The sequence below is a fragment of the Actinobacillus pleuropneumoniae genome (assembly GCF_003290385.1).
Lineage (GTDB): Bacteria > Pseudomonadota > Gammaproteobacteria > Enterobacterales > Pasteurellaceae > Actinobacillus > Actinobacillus lignieresii.
The window spans coordinates 585,281-602,807 of sequence record NZ_CP030753.1; the positions used below are offsets into that span (position 1 = coordinate 585,281).

General features: G+C 39.9%; 23 protein-coding genes. 20 read left to right on the forward strand and 3 right to left on the reverse strand.

Translation table 11 applies throughout. The annotated features are described in order from the left end of the window. Positions 1–43 precede the first annotated feature (43 nt). Together DRF63_RS02690 and DRF63_RS02695 are read right to left on the reverse strand one after the other, a co-directional pair. Positions 44–1,654, reverse strand: a complete 1,611-nt coding sequence (locus DRF63_RS02690) for an ATP-dependent nuclease (protein ID WP_005596645.1) — start codon at positions 1,652–1,654, stop codon at positions 44–46. A gap of 67 nt (positions 1,655–1,721) precedes the next feature. After that, positions 1,722–2,396 carry a LexA family protein gene (locus DRF63_RS02695; RefSeq protein WP_005596647.1) on the reverse strand — a complete coding sequence of 225 codons (675 nt, stop codon included), beginning with the start codon at positions 2,394–2,396 and terminating at the stop codon, positions 1,722–1,724. 108 nt (positions 2,397–2,504) lie between these two features. Between DRF63_RS02695 and DRF63_RS02700 the strand changes: the two genes are divergently transcribed. The 12 genes from DRF63_RS02700 (at position 2,505) to DRF63_RS02755 (ending at position 10,728) form a co-directional block, all read left to right on the forward strand. Continuing rightward, positions 2,505–2,720 carry a transcriptional regulator gene (locus DRF63_RS02700; RefSeq protein WP_005596650.1) on the forward strand — a complete coding sequence of 72 codons (216 nt, stop codon included), beginning with the start codon at positions 2,505–2,507 and terminating at the stop codon, positions 2,718–2,720. Between the two features lie 58 nt (positions 2,721–2,778). Further along, positions 2,779–3,474 carry a phage antirepressor KilAC domain-containing protein gene (locus tag DRF63_RS02705; protein WP_043991773.1) on the forward strand — a complete coding sequence of 232 codons (696 nt, stop codon included), beginning with the start codon at positions 2,779–2,781 and terminating at the stop codon, positions 3,472–3,474. Continuing rightward, the gene (locus tag DRF63_RS02710; protein WP_233432344.1) at positions 3,471–3,839 is read left to right on the forward strand and encodes a hypothetical protein; all 369 of its coding nucleotides are present in this window, start codon (positions 3,471–3,473) and stop codon (positions 3,837–3,839) included. The genes DRF63_RS02705 and DRF63_RS02710 overlap by 4 nt, the downstream gene beginning before the upstream one ends. Positions 3,840–3,921: 82 nt before the next feature. Further along, a complete protein-coding gene (locus DRF63_RS02715; RefSeq protein WP_005596653.1) occupies positions 3,922–4,494 on the forward strand; it encodes a conserved phage C-terminal domain-containing protein in 573 nt (190 codons plus the stop codon). A gap of 2 nt (positions 4,495–4,496) precedes the next feature. Beyond that, a complete protein-coding gene (locus DRF63_RS02720) occupies positions 4,497–5,021 on the forward strand; it encodes a DNA N-6-adenine-methyltransferase (RefSeq protein ID WP_005596654.1) in 525 nt (174 codons plus the stop codon). A 194-nt stretch (positions 5,022–5,215) separates the two neighbouring features. Next, positions 5,216–6,238 (forward strand): DUF968 domain-containing protein, encoded by a 1,023-nt coding sequence (locus DRF63_RS02725; RefSeq protein ID WP_005596657.1) that lies wholly within the window; start codon positions 5,216–5,218, stop codon positions 6,236–6,238. 71 nt (positions 6,239–6,309) lie between these two features. After that, positions 6,310–6,675: a RusA family crossover junction endodeoxyribonuclease gene (locus tag DRF63_RS02730; protein ID WP_005596658.1), complete on the forward strand. Its 366-nt coding sequence runs from the start codon at positions 6,310–6,312 to the stop codon at positions 6,673–6,675. Further along, positions 6,665–7,024, forward strand: coding sequence for an antiterminator Q family protein (locus DRF63_RS02735; protein WP_005596659.1), 360 nt, complete (start codon positions 6,665–6,667; stop codon positions 7,022–7,024). Before DRF63_RS02730 ends, DRF63_RS02735 begins: the two co-directional genes overlap by 11 nt. 275 nt (positions 7,025–7,299) lie before the next feature. Then, complete coding sequence (locus DRF63_RS02740; RefSeq protein WP_005596660.1) at positions 7,300–7,809, forward strand: DUF4760 domain-containing protein; 510 nt, start codon at positions 7,300–7,302, stop codon at positions 7,807–7,809. A 103-nt stretch (positions 7,810–7,912) separates the two neighbouring features. Next, positions 7,913–8,515, forward strand: coding sequence for a hypothetical protein (locus DRF63_RS02745; RefSeq protein WP_005596661.1), 603 nt, complete (start codon positions 7,913–7,915; stop codon positions 8,513–8,515). A gap of 65 nt (positions 8,516–8,580) precedes the next feature. Next, positions 8,581–9,729: a type I restriction endonuclease gene (locus DRF63_RS02750; protein WP_005596662.1), complete on the forward strand. Its 1,149-nt coding sequence runs from the start codon at positions 8,581–8,583 to the stop codon at positions 9,727–9,729. A 324-nt stretch (positions 9,730–10,053) separates the two neighbouring features. Next, on the forward strand, positions 10,054–10,728 hold the full coding sequence (locus DRF63_RS02755; protein ID WP_080550253.1) for a KilA-N domain-containing protein: 675 nt from the start codon (positions 10,054–10,056) through the stop codon (positions 10,726–10,728). Between the two features lie 312 nt (positions 10,729–11,040). Here DRF63_RS02755 and DRF63_RS02760 read toward each other — a convergent pair whose 3' ends face one another. Further along, positions 11,041–11,310 (reverse strand): hypothetical protein, encoded by a 270-nt coding sequence (locus tag DRF63_RS02760; protein WP_233432345.1) that lies wholly within the window; start codon positions 11,308–11,310, stop codon positions 11,041–11,043. Between the two features lie 278 nt (positions 11,311–11,588). On the opposite strand from DRF63_RS02760, the gene DRF63_RS02765 reads away from it, so the two are divergent. The 8 genes from DRF63_RS02765 to DRF63_RS02800 all read left to right on the forward strand — a co-directional run bounded on the left by DRF63_RS02765 (position 11,589) and on the right by DRF63_RS02800 (position 17,513). Continuing rightward, positions 11,589–11,939 carry a phage holin, lambda family gene (locus DRF63_RS02765; protein WP_043991789.1) on the forward strand — a complete coding sequence of 117 codons (351 nt, stop codon included), beginning with the start codon at positions 11,589–11,591 and terminating at the stop codon, positions 11,937–11,939. After that, on the forward strand, positions 11,929–12,375 hold the full coding sequence (locus DRF63_RS02770; RefSeq protein WP_192876862.1) for a lysozyme: 447 nt from the start codon (positions 11,929–11,931) through the stop codon (positions 12,373–12,375). The genes DRF63_RS02765 and DRF63_RS02770 overlap by 11 nt, the downstream gene beginning before the upstream one ends. Then, a complete protein-coding gene (locus DRF63_RS02775) occupies positions 12,368–12,730 on the forward strand; it encodes a DUF2570 family protein (RefSeq protein ID WP_080550255.1) in 363 nt (120 codons plus the stop codon). Before DRF63_RS02770 ends, DRF63_RS02775 begins: the two co-directional genes overlap by 8 nt. Next, the gene (gene lysC / locus DRF63_RS11440) at positions 12,675–12,908 is read left to right on the forward strand and encodes an Rz1-like lysis system protein LysC (protein ID WP_080550256.1); all 234 of its coding nucleotides are present in this window, start codon (positions 12,675–12,677) and stop codon (positions 12,906–12,908) included. Before DRF63_RS02775 ends, lysC begins: the two co-directional genes overlap by 56 nt. Positions 12,909–13,187: 279 nt before the next feature. Continuing rightward, on the forward strand, positions 13,188–13,667 hold the full coding sequence (locus DRF63_RS02785) for a DUF1441 family protein (RefSeq protein ID WP_005596669.1): 480 nt from the start codon (positions 13,188–13,190) through the stop codon (positions 13,665–13,667). Beyond that, positions 13,667–15,784, forward strand: coding sequence for a phage terminase large subunit family protein (locus DRF63_RS02790; protein WP_043991774.1), 2,118 nt, complete (start codon positions 13,667–13,669; stop codon positions 15,782–15,784). The genes DRF63_RS02785 and DRF63_RS02790 overlap by 1 nt, the downstream gene beginning before the upstream one ends. Continuing rightward, complete coding sequence (locus tag DRF63_RS02795; RefSeq protein ID WP_043991775.1) at positions 15,781–16,005, forward strand: hypothetical protein; 225 nt, start codon at positions 15,781–15,783, stop codon at positions 16,003–16,005. Before DRF63_RS02790 ends, DRF63_RS02795 begins: the two co-directional genes overlap by 4 nt. Continuing rightward, complete coding sequence (locus tag DRF63_RS02800) at positions 16,005–17,513, forward strand: phage portal protein (protein ID WP_043991776.1); 1,509 nt, start codon at positions 16,005–16,007, stop codon at positions 17,511–17,513. The genes DRF63_RS02795 and DRF63_RS02800 overlap by 1 nt, the downstream gene beginning before the upstream one ends. Positions 17,514–17,527: the final 14 nt, after the last annotated feature.

The following is a 17,527-nucleotide window of genomic DNA, read 5'->3' on the forward strand; positions in this document are numbered from 1 at the left end:
TTTCTCACCAATACTCTTAGAATTGAGATATTTTATCATAAAACTAGAAGCGTGGCCAGCGCGCTGAGTGGATGCCATAATAATCTGATAGATTATGGAACAGTATATTTAAATCTTTAATAAATTCTTTCATCTCTTTACTATCCCAATTCCGAAGAATCCAATCTTTCAGCACTATAGTAAAAAAAGGATGATAATTTATATCGGTAAATAATTTCTTAGCATTTTCTCTGTCATAGGAAGATACTAAAGCAGAAGATTGTGGATGAATATTATCGTTAGCCCATTCAAAAGAGTAACCTTCTTGTTGAATGTATTCATTACACCAAAAGTCGTTATAACTTTTATTAGAGAGTAATTTATCTAGATGTTGGAATGTAATCTTTTCAGGACTGTTTTGTCCAGGTAAGCTAATGATATTATGTTTAAGTTCATGTGTTCTGCTATCACCATCCAAAATACAAATAGCTTTTAATGTATTGGCGGTTAATACTCTATCTTTAAATAAAGTTTTTAAATTTTCACATCCTGATTTCATTTGAACTAAATGGAAGTAATGACGAATAGATGCAAATTGTTGATCATTCTCACTAAGTGTATCAAAGATAATATTAATCATTATCCTCGCTTCATCATCCTCAGAAAAGATAGGTAGTTTTTTATCTTTATATAAATCTTGCCTTGTTTCGCTATTTAAATGCATTTCAATTTTAAAAATATCAGGATTTTGCATAAGTGAAACTGAATTATTGGCAGATTTCATTAAGTAAATAATGTTATCTCTATTTTTTAATGCTTTGTCAATCAAGTATAAACTATGAGTTGTAAATATAATTTGTATATTAAAGTTCCTCGAAAACTCTCTTAGCAGATTTAGTAATCTAAATTGTAATGATGGATGTAATCCAGCATCTATTTCATCGATAAGTATTATACTCGGTCTCTTATTTGTTACAGATGAATAATATTTTGCAGAGTATAAGGCATTTAATATAACAAATAAATTATCCTCGCCCACAGAAATTGTATTTGAATCGATACCTTCTAGATCCGTTTCAAATTCTCCACGTCTCTTTAGACCTGTAATCTCGTGTGTTGAAATATTTTTTATTGGAATACCTGTTAATTCATTATATTTTTGGATTATCTCATTTTGATAATCTTCTGGAAGTGATTTTCGAATATTTGCATAAACATCCATTAACTCACCAATAGGAATTAAGCGAGTAAGTCCTAGATAAATGACAGGAGATTCAGGCAATGATTCGCCAGGTGTCGCATATTTAGGTTTAAGCGAGAATCGAGATGTACTCCTTGCATTATGTCTTCTAAAGCCTAAGATAGAACCGTTATTGTATTGAACTTTATAGAGTTCTCCTTTTTTTCCTGGGGCTGGATCATTGTATCTATTATCTCCTTTTGTTAGGTTATTTATTTTAGGGTTTATTGATTGATTTATTCTGGTAATAATTGATAAACATTCTCTTAGCCCTTCATCATCTGAATTTACCCCTTGAAATGAATTGCTAATAATATGCAAGATTGAGCTTTTACAAGTCCCGTTTGTTCCTGATATTAAATTTATTCCTGGGGTAAATGATAATGTTATATTTCTTAATTTCCGATAATGGTCAATGTCAAGATTCGTGATCATTATATATTTCCCTATAAATCTGCTGCTAAATTCTCTTTGTTATATGGACAAACATCGTGATTATGCATTATCTCTTTCTACGATAAATACGATGTTCTACCATTGTTCCGATAATTCGGATTTCTTGTTTAAGTGATGACATACTATGCCAATCGGGGTTAAGCGGCACTAATTCAAAGTGTTGTCTGCCATATTCATCTAAATCTTCTAGTGGGCGATATTTTTTAAATGTGGCTTCATAATCACCATTGATGGCGGCAACAAATTCGCCGGCGTGCGGTTCTACTTTCGGATCTATAATCACTATGTCGCCTGCAATAAATTCCGGTTCCATTGAATCACCTTCGATTTTTAATGCGAAGGCATCGCCGGATACATCAAGATCAGTCAAGATATATTCATAATCTCCGCAAGTTTCCCGGAAATCGTCAATGCCGGTCCATGCTCCTGCTTGAACATAACTGATTAGAGGCACTTTAGTTGTTCCAATCGCAGCGGGTATTACATTACCTATTCCATAAGTTAGCCATTCTGGCGTTACTGCGAGAAACTTAGCAAGAAGGTATATATTTGCTGTTGAAGGCATAGTTTCCGCATTTAGCCATTTACTTACTGCTTTGGGTGTTACTTTACAAACAGAAGCTAATTGCGTACCTCTTCCTTTTTCGGGTAAACCCTTTTGTTTACACGCAATATCTAATCGTTTTGCGAAATCCACTCTAATTTTTTCATCTGTAAGCATACTAGCCACCTTTTAAATATGAACCTTTAGTACGCATTATAAATAAAACTTGATGTACTTTCAGTTCTGATTTAATATGTACTTATAGTACAATATGAAAGAAGTGTTATGAAAGCAATCAAAAAAGCTGCCAAATTGATTGGCGGTCAAGCTGAATTAGCGAAGCACTTTGGTATTTCTATGCGAGCCGTATCTAAATGGGGTTCGAATAGAGTGCCAGCAGAGCATTGCCCAGAGATTGAGCGATTAACAAATGGAGAAGTGACTTGTGAACAGTTACGTCCGGATGTGAATTGGGCAGTTTTACGAAATTCAGGCAAATAAAAACCGCCGTTGGTGCGGCGGTTAGTTTCATTGAAGGAAAATTAACAAGAGTTAATTTATGAATCTATTATTAAACATTTCAGAGCAAAACTCAAGCACACTCACAATGAGTAGCCGTGAGATTGCCCGTTTATGTGAAAAGCAGCATGGTCATGTCTGCCGTGATATTGAAAACCTTAATCACACCTATGCAGAAATGGGCTTATCCAAAATTGGAGAGGGGTATTTTACCCATCCAAGCACAGGTAATCAGCAACACCGAGAATTTTTACTTACTCGTGAACAATGTATTGATTTGATTACTGGGTATCGTGCTGATGTGCGTATTCGTATTAATCGCCGTTGGACTGAGCTAGAAAGTAAACAAGGTATTCCGAAAACATTTTCACAGGCCCTTCGCTTGGCGGCAGAGCAACAAGAAGTAATTGAACAACAAAATCACCAATTAGCCATTCAAGCCCCTAAAGTAGCATTTGTGGAACATTACGTTGAGGTAGGTACAACCAAATCATTAAGAGAAACCGCCAAGATTCTTAATTTTCCTGAAAAGCGGTTAATCGAATGTTTAGAACGTGATCGAGTGCTTTATCGACAATCAGGAAATTTACTGCCTTATCAAGATAAACAAGCTAAGCAACTTTTTGCGGTTAAAACCGGTACGGCTGAACATGGACATAATTTTACTCAAACACGAGTAACGGCAAAAGGCATTGAATGGATTGCGCAACGTTACGCATCGGAGTTAGGACAATGAGATTCACATCAACAATAAATAATGTTCGCTTGGCGGAATGGGGGATCAACCTTACCCAAGGCGCATTAGTCGATTTAATTAATCAAGCATCAAGTTGGGCAAAAGCTGTCGTGATTGATGGTGTGACTTATTACTGGATGTCGTTTGGCAAGGTTTGTGAAGAGCTACCGGCAGTATTTAGCAAAGAAGATACTGTTTATCGTCAATACAAAGTACTGAAAGAGAAGGGCATTATTGAACACTTCAAAATGGACGGTAAAGACTATGTCAGACTGACTGAAAAAGGTTGTGAATGGAATAAATTTGAGTCCATCCGAGAGTCGGAAAAAAATCCGAGAAAGCTCGGAAAAAAATCCGACAGATAATAATACTAATTATAAAAATAATAATGATAAAGATAACCCCCTTAATCCCCCTGAGGGGGAAACACAGCTCGAAAGCGTTGCTGTGTTAAATCATTTAAATGACCGCTTGGCGGAATTAAGCGATGTGGTGGGAATCAAATTGCCAAAATTCAAAACCTCGGGTAATTCGCTAAAACTGGCGACGGCTCGCTTGAAGGATTCTACCCGTCAAGAGTGCGAACTTGTGATTGATTACCTAGTTGCGAAATGGGGTCGAGATGGGAAAATGCGTGAATATCTTGCGCCTAAAACGATTTTCCGATCTTCGAACTTTGAAGATTACTTGCCGAAAGCGACCGCTTGGGCTGAGTCCGGAAAACCTGTAGCGGTAAATGGCAAGTGGGTGAGCGAAGCGGAAGCAAACCGTAAAGCACAAATTGAGGATATGCCATCGGTGGATGAGGTACGAGGCGTTTATCAGCGTTATCTAAGTACGCCGACATTATTCAACCGTACAGATTTCAGCGATCTACGCAAAAAAATCGTGTACTACTGTGTTATCAAAACAAAAAACGCACACCCGACCGAACATAATATTAATTCTGTGATTGCCGGCAATATCAAGGCCGTGGCGGAGCAAATTCACGATTTACCGATCCCGACATTAGGAGCTTAGCAATGACTGATTTTGACAAAAACACTTGGCAGACACCGCCGGAATGCGCAAATTATGTGAAACGCCGTTGGGCTATTAAGTGGGACGGCGCGGCGACAGTAGAAAATAAAATTTGTGATTATTTTATTACGCCCGAAATTGATTTTTTGAACTTCGAAAGCATTGACAGGATTATCGAAAACAATGCACGCATTTTCATTAATCCACCCTACGGTCGTGGTTACGTTGAAAAATTTGTAAAGCAAGCGGTTCGCTTGATGAATGAAAAACGTTGTTTTGTCGTAATGCTGTTAAACGCAGATAAATCGACAGAGTGGTTTAAATTGATTCGAGAGCACGCAACCGAAGTTATCGATATTGTTGGCAAGCGAGTAGCATTTATTAACCCTATTACTAAAAAGCCAGTTGAGGATAACCCGAAATGGCAGATGTTTGCAGTATTTGATCCATACGCAGAGGGATTTGTAACAAGTTATGTTAGCTATGACAAAATCAAACAGGTTGGGACCAATGATAACAACGCATAAATGCCCTAAATGTAACGCTCCGCTGACAGATTGGTATGTGCCGGATTTACCGGCTCTTTGTAGCGAGATGAGCGATGACCGATTCCAATGTGAGGGACACCTAATTGAGCCGAAGCCATTCCCACAAGCAAGCGATGGCTGCTCACTGAATCGAACGAAGAGCTGCGGTTATTTCGGTATATGGGAATTAACAAATGACTGAAGCATTATTACTCAAACCATACTTTCAGACCGAAGCCGGGATTGTGTTCTATCGGATTCCGCCCACGGTAAATAAGCTAGCGTTCGGAGAACGTACGATTTTAATGCCGGCGACAGATCACTTAAAAACGCAACCGTCCGGCAAGATAGAAATTGCAAAAAATTTGCAGAATTCGACCGCTTGTCCACAACTAGCTGACTTTGCGAAATCGGAATTAGTACGCAAAGCAGCGGGCGGAGAAGCTGAATTATCCAAATGGGTACGCAAAATTGCAATTTGTCAGTGTAGAGACGGCGCTTATTGCCATAAAGAAATGACGGTTACACGCACGAAAACAGGTTTTATCCGCACTTGTTGGCACCATGACGGCATAGCGCACCGTGGCGAAGCAAGTGAGGACGAGTTAAACGCATTGGCGGAAGCAAATTGGGTGCAGTTTATCGGTTATAAAATCCGCCAAGATCTACAGATGAAGGCAGATGAATCACTAAATTTAGGGTGCTTGTTAGCTTGGGCGATTGCAAAAAATTGTGTAAGTGCAATTGATGAATCTGATTTGCGTAGATTGCTGAATTTGCCACAAAAAGAAGTGCCAGACCACCGAGAATCTACGACTTACGCAGCGGAGCAAGCAGACCCGTATAAGATTTTTAAAACACTAGCGCAGCCGATTTTAAAGCTAAAAGCAGATCCTGAACCGCCGGCAAGTTTTATGGCGAAGCCGAAAGAAAAGCGATTTGAATCAAGCAAGTGGTTGCAGTTTGTGAAATCACAACCGTGTGTTTGTTGCGGTAAACGAGCTGATGACCCACATCACATTATCGGGCAAGGGCGAGGAAAAATGGGAAGTAAAGAACATGATTTGTTTGTCATTCCGCTCTGCCGAGTACATCACAATGAGCTACATTGTAATGCTCAGTTATTTGAACAAAATTATGGTAAGCAAACGGATTTATTATTTCGATTTTTAGATAAAGCATTGAGCTTGGAGGCGTTGAGTGTTAATGACAGATAAAGATATTTTTATTGGCGGTTGTTTTTTAGTAAGTGTGTTTTGTGCGTTGATCAGTATTACGTGGGGTAAAAATGAGTGATTATTTAGATATCGCATTGCCATATCCGCCGTCAGTTAATCATTATTGGCGGCATACCAAAGCTGGTACACATTACATCAGCAGAGAGGGGAAAGCGTTTCGGGAACAAGTTTATCGGATTTGTCGAGCGATTGATGCAACCTTTTCAGGCAAAATCGCGGTGCAGATTGCGGTGTTTCCGCCTGATAATCGCCGGCGTGATATTGATAATATTTTGAAGGCGTTATTGGACGGTTTAGTTCACGGTAAGCTGATTGAAGATGATAGTTTGATTATGCGGTTGCATATTGAGAAGTTTGAGCCGAGAAAAGACGGTTTGGTAGTGGTTAAGATTAAGGAATGGGCAAATGCAGATTGATATTAAAGGATTATTGCGTTTTTGGGGATATTCCGCCAATGGTCGATTAGGCACGGAATTTCCCTGTGTGGCGGCAGGTATGAAACAAGCCTTGCCAACCAGTAATTATCGAATTTTACGGCTAAGTGATGAATCCATTTTTGAAATTGATCGTTGTGTTAAACAACTTAAGGAGCAAGATTTACAACAATATGAAATCTTACTTGGACGATATGCTGCAAGAGTATCAGATAAACAAATTGAACAAGTATTAGGAATTAGCCACGCTACATTGTTACGTGATTTAGCCCAAGCTGAACAGTTCGTATTGGGTGTGGTGGTTGCTTTAAAGTTATCGTTGGTGTGTTAAAATAATTGACGATAACATTGACACTTAGAGTTATAAAAGTACTCCTATATAATATGTAAATAATATATTTAACACTTGCTTAAAATTCTCTTTAAGATATTATTGATATAGGATTAGTGACAGTAATCTTATTTGTTCTTTTAACTTTATAAGGCAACAATTAGCGACGAACTTTCAGTCGCTTTTTTAGTCTAAATCTACAACGGAGGAAACAAATATGATGAAATTTAATGAAGGTTGGGATTTCTAATGATTGAAGGCTGGGACGGTTTTTAATGGAAGAAACAGCTAAACTTCTAGGCGAAAGTTATGGCTTTTGGGTGCAAACTGGAGCTATTGTTGTTTCTGCACTATTTGCTGGATTTCAATTAAGATCACTAAAAGCTCAAAATCTTAGTAATGATTTACAATGGAAGCAAAGAGCAACCATTGACGCTGTAATGTCTGATCGCAAAGATATCGGTCTAATACACTCACGCAAAGTGTATGCAAAGATGAAAAGCGATAAAGAAAATTTTGATGCTTTAGGCTCTAGTCCTTTATTGGACAATGAAGAGAAAAATCACGCAATTTTAGATATTCTCAATAATTACGAGTTTATGGCTTCTGGGATACAGGAAGGTGCTTTTGATGAAGAAATTTATAAGCGAATGAAGCGTTCTTTAATTATCCAAGATTGGGAAATCTTAGATATTTACATCCAAGCATTACGTAAACGTGAACAAAGACCTAAGCTATTCTGCGAATTTGAATGGCTTGCTAAAAAATGGAAAGATGAAAACTAAGCCTGCCCCCTTGCAGGCTTTTTTATTGTTTTGTGATCGTGATCACTACATATTATTATAAAATCAGGTAAATTAAAATTTTCTTACCTATGGGGATTTTAAAATGAAAAAATTATTATTAGTAGGTTTGTTTAGCGTGATATTAACCGGATGTTCAGTTACATTACCTGTGTCATCTTATGTACCACAAAACTATACAAGATTTAATGGTAATGTTGAAATAGGGGAATTTACATACCAACCATTTCAGCAAGGTAAAGTAAAAAGCAATCAAATGCAAAATACAGCCGGTGGGCAAATATTTACGTCATCAAATATTGCGGATCTAGCAAAAAGAGGAACCGCATTAGAATTAGAGAAGACAGGGATTCGATTAGTAGATTCAAATGTTAAGCTGAGCGGTGCTGTTAAAGAATTTAAAATGGATGACTTAGGCTATAGTGTGGATTGGACCTATATTATCAATTATACACTAACAAGCACTAATACATCGGCAGTATTGTTAAATAAAGATTATGTAGCAGATCCGAGAAAAACCGGTAAATTCGGATTGCCGATTGATTATGCGAATGCGGCTAATGATATGATCTTATCTGGTTACAATAAATTTATTACTGACCCGGAAGTTAGAAAAATCTTAGAAAAAAATAATAGCATTCTTAAGGGCCTCTTGGTTTCAAGGGGCTTTTTTATTATTGTTTTGTGATCGTGGTCACGGTAGATAAGAATATAATCAGATAAATTATAGTTTCCTACCTATGGAGATAAAAAATGAACCAAAATATATTTAAAGAAAAAGTATTATCGCATATTCAGCACGTTATTAAGGTTGGTACACATTGCAGTACGGAAGAAACAACTAAGCAAGCATTGATTTTGCCACTGTTAGATATTTTAGGTTTTAGTCCTTACGACCCGACTAAGGTTCGAGCCGAATATGGTGCTGATTTCCCAGGTGTAAAAAATGGAGAACGGGTTGATTATGCTTTGTTTTGTCATGATGTGCCGGTCATGTTTATTGAAGCTAAATCCTATAATGAAAATTTATCTAATCATGCGCCACAATTAGCAAGATATTTTAATGCAACACCGGAAGTAACTGTTGCAGCAGTAACAAATGGGCGAGAATGGCGATTCTTTACCGATTTGAAAGATAAAAATATTATGGATGAATCTCCGTTTTTACGTATTAATTTCGAAAATGTCGATGATTCTAAGATCAATCAGTTAAGCCAATTTTGCCATGATCGTTTTCAACCGGAAGCCCTCAGAACTTTGGCGGAAGAAAGTGTATATTTATCTGCATTCACGAAAACAATAAGTGAGAGTTTGAAAGATGTTGATGCTGAGTTCGTGAGATATGTAGCAGGTCGTTCTAACGTGGGCAGACAACTGAATCAACGCTTTATTGATGCAATTACTCCGATTGTAAAACAAGCTGTTGAAAAAGCAGTAAGTGCTATGGTGGTATCAGGTTTATCAAGACAAGCACAAGAAGATATTGAAGAAGTTGAGGAACAAGTTCCGGCAATTGATGAAAAAGCCCCAATAGTAGATACGGAAAATAGCAAAATTGTTACCACATATGCGGAAAGACAATTGTTTGACTACGTTGTATTAATATTAGGAGAATCTGTTGGGTTAGTTTCTAAAGATACAGAGAGTTATTTCAGTATCTTATACCAAGGTAAATCTAATCGTTGGATACTACGTTATTTTGATAATAAACAACATCCTTGTATTAATGTACCATTAGAGCTACTTGATATTCATCGAGCAGAAATTCAACGAGCAGGATTAGATATTAGTGGAAACAATATCATTATAGATCGACCGGAGAATGTTTTAAGGATTAGTGGTTTAATTCGTGATTGCTTAGAGTATTGTCAGAATGATGAGAATTTTGCTAGAAAAAAATAGTTTTTATTAAAACTTTCTAAGCCCCTTGACCCTGAGGGGCTTTTTTATTAATATTTGGATATGGGTGTCGAAACCGCTAAGTAAGCGGTAATCCGCAACCGAAATCCTATGCGGTTTTTTTGTACCTAAAATTTGAATGGTCTTGACCTTGCCATTATCAAGCTCATTCATTAGGCAAAAAACGGAACAAATTTAATCAATGGTCGAGAGGGCGAGGAATACAACACCTTCGGGGAATAACTCCAGCCGTCTTACTCGGTTTTCGAACCTCTCGACCGCCCAAATTTTGGGTTTTCATTTCGAAAATTAAGTAAGGACTTCAAAATGTCAAATCTCACTATTCTTTCCCAATCTGTACGCAAACTTGATAGTCTCTATTCATTGAATGATCTTCATTCCATTAGTGGTGGGCAATCAAAGCATCGTCCAAGTCTCTTTATCCGTTTAGATACAACACAAGAACTCATCACAGAAATTCAACAGGAAATTAAAAGCACAGATCTGATCTTTAAAACAACTGGCGGTCGATGCTTACGTGGAACTTGGGCTTGTGAAGAATTAGCCCTTGCTTACGCAACGTGGATTTCGCCAAAATTCCACCTTGTTGTACTCCGAGCTTTCATCGCAATGCACAAAGGCGAACATTTGCAAAACTCAACTGAAATCGCTCCGGTTGTCGATCCACTCAAAGAAATCATTTCTCGTGAAATGCCGCTTGAGCATTTACTACGTTTTGTTAGTCTTTGGTTTCGCCTTTACGATTGTAATAAAGTGATGGATCACCTCAAAGCACCACTCGAACAACTTGGCTCAAAACACGCGGCTCATGTTTATAGCTGCGCTGTGGAAGACAAAATCACGCTAGGCATTTTAAAACGTATTCTTGAACCTATGCTCAATGGAATTGAAGTGCCGGAACACGAACGCCACTATCGCCGAGCATTAGAAGAGTTACGCAACTACAAACCCACCGGCATTGGCAAATTAGCCACAATCTAATTGCAAAAATTTAACCAAATCCGACCGCTTGTGAAAAACCAAGTGGCGGATTCTTACACTTAAAATTCAGCTGAGGTTATTATGTGGAAATATGCTTTTATCGGTTTATTGATTGTTGGCGGTTATTCTTTAGACTTAGATAAGGATTGCGACGGTCGTACTTGTTCTGTTGAAATTCAATTGCTTAAAAATTGATTGACAAGTTGCAACTAAAATCATAGTATTTGTGAAATCCTTGCGATTGGTGCAAGCGCATCACGCAACTACAAATTTTATAGCCCTGATTGGTTTTCCAGTCGGGGCTTTTTAGTATTAATTTTTGTTTCGTAAATTTTTATATTTATACATAAAACTCAGTTTTTTATATTTCTGTTTAGGTTTAGCTAATAATTCTAATTGTTTGATTGCGATTGAAAAAAGGCTTAATCCAAACATATTACATATTACTTTAACAAATAGTAAATCTTCTTTTGCTACTTCGCCTGTTATGAACTTGACATCATCATAACCGAGTCCGCCTATCGTGATAAGTAGGCCTGAACATGTTAATGCTACGATATAAAAGAAAGCCTCATCTTTCATTTTTAATGCTCTTTTACAAGCTATTGCAACGGGAATTGCTATCACACAAGAAAGAAATAACCAAAGATGACCGAACAAAATCATTGATGATAGATAAATGGCACTCAATATTAAGAAAATACAATTCTTGCAATTTTCTTTTATGAACAAAAACATTCTGAACCTCTGCTAATTTATTTTTTGGAAAACTATATTTTAGCAGAATATTTAACCAAGCTCAGTCTTAACAGACTGGGCTTTTTTATTACCTCGAAAATGCGAGGTGGAGTATGAGATATATGCCAGAGAAAAATCCAGATGTATGGGGGCAAATATGGAATTTCATTGCTGTCCATTTGGTTAATCATAATCAATTAATTTGCGGTGTCGTTATCGCAATGTTCACCTCAGTCACGAAATCATTTCTTTATGGTAAGACTGACACGGCTAAAAGGGTGTTGGCTGAAGCAGTGTTGTGCGGTGTGTTGGCGGGAGTTTCTCGTCCGATACTTGAGGTGAGTGGTTTAAGTATTGATTTAATTACACCTATTGGGGCAATGATTGGACTGGCTGGAACAAGTGCTATTAGGCAGCTTATTCTGAAATTTATTAATCGGAAAATAGATGGAGTAGATAATAATGCGAATTAGCGACAAAGGGATTCAGTTCATTGTTAAAGAGGAAGGTGAACGTTTGACTGCTTATCAAGATAGTGTAGGTATTTGGACTATTGGCGTAGGGCATACTGGCTGGGTAGATAATAAGCCAGTGACTAAAAATATGACCATCACCAAAGAACAGTCTCGAGAGGTTCTTAGAGTCGATTTACGTCGCTTCGAGAAAGTAATCAATGAGTCCGTCATTATGCCTTTAACACAACATCAATTTGATGCATTAGTCAGTTTAGCATTTAATATTGGCAATGGAGCTTTCCGTCGCTCGACGTTGCTCAAGTTGCTTAATCGTAGTGATTATAAGGGAGCTAGCGCACAATTCCTTGTCTGGAAAAATGCGGGAGGTCGCCCGATTTTATTAAATCGCCGTAAACGTGAAAAACGCTTATTTGACGAAGGTAAATATGCTTAGTCGGGTAAATCAAATAATTATTAGCGGACTCGCTATTGTGATTTTGGGCTTGGGTATGTGGTTATGGAACCAGTCACAGATGATAGATAGCTTAAGGGCCGAAAACCAAACTCAAGCCCAAACCATTGAACAGCAGCAAATTGCTAATCAACGACTTGCTGACACGTTAGAGCAAGAGCGACAAGCGGTCGAAAAAAGCCATAGAATTGCAAATGAACTACGAAATAAAGTGGAGATTGCACAAAGTGAGATTAAATCAATACTGGCTAAAGATAGTTGTGCTAAAACTAATTTGCCCAATGGTATTGCCGATAGCCTTAAGCGGTTGTACCAACAGAACGGAAACAAGCACTGAGTATTTATATCCGCCACAAACCTATTTGGTTACGTGTGAGAGAACAGAATTTAGAGGCGTAACTTACGGTGATGTGATCGAACATCTCATCAAAGTTACTGGTGAGCGTGACTTGTGTGCTAGTCAAATAGAGGGCATAAAAGAATGGGTAGCGAAGGTTAAAGGCGGTTTGAAATAACATTGCGAATAGCAGCTAGGATTTATGGGAGTGTCGGTAAAGCACTCCTTTTTTATTTTTTGTGTAAATCAAATGTTACATTATTTAAATGTTGTTTCGGTATTAAGCAAAACCTGAGAAAACATCTTAATAATGTAAAAAGGTACTCCTGAGGGGACTCCCCTTTCCACGGGGTTGGGGGCTCGCGGTTTTCGGCAGTTTTTTCGATTTCTAGGCATCATCATCTTTTGGCGATGTTCTGATTTTTTAGGTGGTTTTGATTTTTAGGATTTTAGCAAAATGGAAAATTTACACGAACTAAAATTAAACATCAATCAGATCGCCGAAGTGACAGGATTACATCGTCAGACTGTTTCGCAACGAGTAGCAGGATTAACCCCTGCAATGGGAAGTAATAGCAAATTAAAGCTGTATTTGTTGCGTGATTTATTGCTTGCCGGGCTATCTGAAAAAATGTCGGCAGATGTTGATAGTTTAAGTCCTAACGATCGCCGAGCATTTTGGCAAGCGGAGAATGAACGCCTTAAATATGAAGAGAAAACGGGTGAGTTAATACCCGCAAGCGAAGTTGCTCTCGAAATGGGAGCAATGGCGAAAGCAGTAGTACAAACTCTTGAAACATTACCTGATATTTTAGAACGAGATTGCGGATTACAACCTAAAGATCTCATTCGAGTGCAACAAGTGATTGATGACGTGCGAGATCAAATGGCGTTACATATTCAGCAAGCAGCAAGTGAACAAGGAGAAGATGAATAATGTTTGCTAGTGCTAAAGAAATCCGGAAGGATATGGCGAACGCCATCAAAGCCCCACGCCGAATGAAAGTCTCTGAAGCTGTAGCCGAATATATGAGAGTTCCGGTAGGTGGTGGAAATTCGGTCAGATGGGATAAGCATACCGCAGCCTATATGCTTGAGCCGATGGACTGTCTCAACAGCCGAGAGTACGACGCGGTGATCTTTGTTGGGCCAGCTCGAACCGGTAAAACTATCGGATTGATCGACGGTTGGATAACTTATTCAATCATCTGCGACCCGTCTGATTTTCTATTGGTGCAACTCACCCAAGAAAAAGCAAGCGAACATAGCCGTAAAAGATTAGACCGAGCTTTCCGCTGCTCGCCCGAAATTGCTAAGCGGTTAAGCCCACGCAAAAATGACAACAACGTCCACGACAAGTATTTCCGAGCTGGTAACTTGCTCAAAATCGGTTGGCCGTCTATCAATGTGTTGTCCTCATCGGATTACAAATTCGTGGCTTTAACCGACTACGACCGCTGGCCGGAAGATGTGGACGGTGAGGGAGACGGGTTCTCGCTTGCATCTAAGCGTACCACCACTTTTATGAGTGCAGGTATGACATTGGTTGAAAGCTCACCCGGTAAAGATATTGTTGATCTCAAACATATCCCGAAAAGCACTCACGAGGCACCTCCGACTACAGGCATTTTAAGTCTGTACAACCGTGGCGACCGTCGTAGGTTTTACTGGCAATGTCCGAGCTGCTCAGAATACTTCGAACCATCAATGGCAAATATGGTTGGCTACCGTGAAGAAAATGATTTTGTCAAAGCAAGCGAAAATGCTCGTTTGCAATGCCCCCACTGTCAATCACGTATTGCTCCCGAACTCAAACGAGAGCTAAATATCAATGGTGTTTGGCTTAAAGAAGGACAGAAAATCGATGCAAGCGGTCAAATCACCGGAGAAAGTCGAAAATCCCGTATTGCCTCCTTTTGGCTAGAAGGACCTGCGGCAGCGTACCAAACTTGGTCGCAACTCACCTACAAACTGCTCAATGCCGAACACGAGTATGAAATGACTGGCAGCGAGGAAACTCTCAAAGCAGTAACAAATACCGACTGGGGCTTGCCCTACCTGCCTCGCTCCGCATTAGAGCAACGCCGAGCCGATGAGTTGATGGAACGCCGTGAATATGTGGACAAAGACAATAAAACCATACCGCCACAATGCCGTTTTTTAATTGCAGCGGTGGACGTACAAGGTGGTAAAAATCGTCGATTTGTAGTGCAGATTGTCGGATATGGCGAGAATGGTGAACGTTGGCTGATTGATCGCTACAACATTTCGCAAACCTTACCCGATGAAGACGGGGTATTCGAAAAAATTGACCCACGCAATCCGGATAACTGGCAAATTTTAGTTTCCGATGTGTTAGAAAAACGCTACCCACTGGCCCATAATGCCAACCATTTTATGCCAATCCTTGCAATGGCGGTGGATAGCGGTGGTGAGGATGGTGTAACCGACAATGCCTATAAATTTTGGCGGAAATGCCGCCGAGACGGCTATGCGAAACGGGTTTATCTGGTCAAGGGCGACAGCACCAAACGGCAAAAGCTGATTACCAAAACTTATCCAGATAATACTGCCCGAAGCGACCGCCATTCGTCGGCTCGTGGCGATGTGCCACTGTACTTGTTACAAACGGACTACCTCAAAGATCGCATTAACAACGCCCTTACCCGAAATACAGAGGGAGCGAACTACATTCACTTTCCTGATTGGCTTGGCGAATGGTTTTTCAATGAGCTGACCTACGAAGAGCGAGGACCGGACGGCAAATGGCGGAAACCCGGCAAAGGTAACAATGAAGCCTTTGACCTGTTCTGCTACGCTCACGCCATTGCTATTTTGCGAGGTTATGAACGGATCAGGTGGGGTGACGAAAAAGATGTGCCGATTTGGGCAAAACTGCCAGACATCAACCCTAACATCATTAGAGAAACCCCAATACATACCGAACAAGCGGTAGAAATCGAGGAAAAAACGGCAAAATCGAATCCTAACCCCACTAAAGCGAAAAACAGTTGGTTAAGTGGAGGCGGACGAAAAACAGGAGGCTGGTTATGAGTATTTACACGATTGACGAACTCAAACTAAAGATCCGTATGCTTGATGAGAAAATCGAAACTGCCCAAAGCCAAGTAAGCTTTAATGGGCGGTCTGTTTCATATCAGGTAGTGGAATTAACGAAACAACGTGATCGCTATCAAACAATGTTGGACGAACGGCTCGCTCAAAGTGGGCAACGAACCAAACAGCACCGAATTAAGTATGCGAGGTTTATTTGATGAACCTACTCGAAAAAACGATAGCTACCCTTTCCCCCAAATGGGCAGCAGAACGCTCTCGAAACCGCTATGTGCTGAATGCTTATGAGGCAGCGTTACCGAGCCGAACACACAAGGCTCAGCGAGAAGGTAAAGGTGCAAATACCGCCATTCGCCAAAGTGCGGTGAGCCTACGGGAACAGGCTCGATCCTTAGACCAAAATCACGACATTGTGATCGGCATCTTGGACAAAATGGAAGAGCGGGTAATTGGTTCAAAAGGCATTCACATTGAACCGCAACCGCTGACATTAACAGGTGATGTTCACGAAGAGCTGGCAGAGCAAATCCGCAAACTGTGGGCGGAATGGTCGGTGAAACCTGATGTGACGGGCTTATATACTCGTCCCCTACTTGAACGAATGCTACTGCGAACGTGGCTACGAGACGGCGAAGTCTTTGTTCAGCTAGTGAAAGGCAAAGTGGCAGGTTTGGAACACGGCTCACAAGTGGCGTTTTCGCTTGAAGCCTTAGAGCCGGATTTTGTGCCAATGCAGACGGACGAAGCCAAAAATGGCTTGGTGCAAGGCGTATTTCTCAATGCGTGGCGGAAACCAACCGCTTACCAAGTCTATTTAGACAATCCACAAGAAAGTACCGCAATGTACGGCAAAATCAAAACCGTACCGGCGGAAAATATGTTGCACCTTGCTTTTCGCAAGCGGTTACATCAAATCCGTGGTGTAAGTATGTTACACGGCGTAATTGTGCGCTTGGCGGATCTCAAAGAATATGAGGAAAGCGAACGAGTCGCGGCACGTATTGCTGCGGCGATGACGATGTACATCAAAAAAGGTGATGCAGCTCTTTATGATGATGAAAGCAATAATGATGGTGAACGCCTGTTTGATATTGCTCCTGGAGCGGTCATTGATGACTTGAAACCTGGCGAAGATGTCGGTTTAATCAACTCAAACCGCCCAAATGTAAATTTGGAAACCTTCCGCAACGGGCAACTTAGGGCGACTGCCGCCGGTACTCGTTCAAGCTATTCAAGTATTGCCCGAGATTACAACGGCACTTACTCCGCACAACGGCAAGAACTTGTTGAAAGTTTTGAAGGCTATGCCGTATTACAAGATGCCTTTGTCGCCGCAATCAGTCGCCCGATTTACCGAGAATGGTTGAAAATGGCAATTGCCTCACAAGCAATCGACATTCCGCCGGATATTGATGAAAAGTCGCTATTTAATGCGGTTTATTCAGGTCCTGTAATGCCGTGGATTGACCCAATCAAAGAAGCCAATGCTTGGAAAGAACGGATTAAAGGCGGTTTAGCTACCGAAGGGCAAGCAATCCGAGCCAGTGGCAACAACCCAGCCGAAGTCAAACGGCAACGGATTGTCGAGATCAAAGAGAATGCTCGTGAGGGCTTGAAGTTTGATACCGATTTAACTAACACGCAAATTATGTCTGAACTGCCCAAACAGAAAGCAGAACAGAGCGAAAACAATAATGAACCCGACTAGAAATGGTCGGTTTT

Bases quoted from the DNA above. Each gene is read 5' to 3' on its own strand.
- DRF63_RS02690 (WP_005596645.1), bottom strand. From the start codon at position 1,654: ATGATCACGAATCTTGACATTGACCATTATCGGAAATTAAGAAATATA.
- DRF63_RS02695 (WP_005596647.1), bottom strand. From the start codon at position 2,396: ATGCTTACAGATGAAAAAATTAGAGTGGATTTCGCAAAACGATTAGAT.
- DRF63_RS02700 (WP_005596650.1), top strand. From the start codon at position 2,505: ATGAAAGCAATCAAAAAAGCTGCCAAATTGATTGGCGGTCAAGCTGAA.
- DRF63_RS02705 (WP_043991773.1), top strand. From the start codon at position 2,779: ATGAATCTATTATTAAACATTTCAGAGCAAAACTCAAGCACACTCACA.
- DRF63_RS02710 (WP_233432344.1), top strand. From the start codon at position 3,471: ATGAGATTCACATCAACAATAAATAATGTTCGCTTGGCGGAATGGGGG.
- DRF63_RS02720 (WP_005596654.1), top strand. From the start codon at position 4,497: ATGACTGATTTTGACAAAAACACTTGGCAGACACCGCCGGAATGCGCA.
- DRF63_RS02725 (WP_005596657.1), top strand. From the start codon at position 5,216: ATGACTGAAGCATTATTACTCAAACCATACTTTCAGACCGAAGCCGGG.
- DRF63_RS02730 (WP_005596658.1), top strand. From the start codon at position 6,310: ATGAGTGATTATTTAGATATCGCATTGCCATATCCGCCGTCAGTTAAT.
- DRF63_RS02735 (WP_005596659.1), top strand. From the start codon at position 6,665: ATGCAGATTGATATTAAAGGATTATTGCGTTTTTGGGGATATTCCGCC.
- DRF63_RS02740 (WP_005596660.1), top strand. From the start codon at position 7,300: ATGGAAGAAACAGCTAAACTTCTAGGCGAAAGTTATGGCTTTTGGGTG.
- DRF63_RS02745 (WP_005596661.1), top strand. From the start codon at position 7,913: ATGAAAAAATTATTATTAGTAGGTTTGTTTAGCGTGATATTAACCGGA.
- DRF63_RS02750 (WP_005596662.1), top strand. From the start codon at position 8,581: ATGAACCAAAATATATTTAAAGAAAAAGTATTATCGCATATTCAGCAC.
- DRF63_RS02755 (WP_080550253.1), top strand. From the start codon at position 10,054: ATGTCAAATCTCACTATTCTTTCCCAATCTGTACGCAAACTTGATAGT.
- DRF63_RS02760 (WP_233432345.1), bottom strand. From the start codon at position 11,310: ATGAAAGATGAGGCTTTCTTTTATATCGTAGCATTAACATGTTCAGGC.
- DRF63_RS02765 (WP_043991789.1), top strand. From the start codon at position 11,589: ATGCCAGAGAAAAATCCAGATGTATGGGGGCAAATATGGAATTTCATT.
- DRF63_RS02770 (WP_192876862.1), top strand. From the start codon at position 11,929: ATGCGAATTAGCGACAAAGGGATTCAGTTCATTGTTAAAGAGGAAGGT.
- DRF63_RS02775 (WP_080550255.1), top strand. From the start codon at position 12,368: ATGCTTAGTCGGGTAAATCAAATAATTATTAGCGGACTCGCTATTGTG.
- lysC (WP_080550256.1), top strand. From the start codon at position 12,675: ATGGTATTGCCGATAGCCTTAAGCGGTTGTACCAACAGAACGGAAACA.
- DRF63_RS02785 (WP_005596669.1), top strand. From the start codon at position 13,188: ATGGAAAATTTACACGAACTAAAATTAAACATCAATCAGATCGCCGAA.
- DRF63_RS02790 (WP_043991774.1), top strand. From the start codon at position 13,667: ATGTTTGCTAGTGCTAAAGAAATCCGGAAGGATATGGCGAACGCCATC.
- DRF63_RS02795 (WP_043991775.1), top strand. From the start codon at position 15,781: ATGAGTATTTACACGATTGACGAACTCAAACTAAAGATCCGTATGCTT.
- DRF63_RS02800 (WP_043991776.1), top strand. From the start codon at position 16,005: ATGAACCTACTCGAAAAAACGATAGCTACCCTTTCCCCCAAATGGGCA.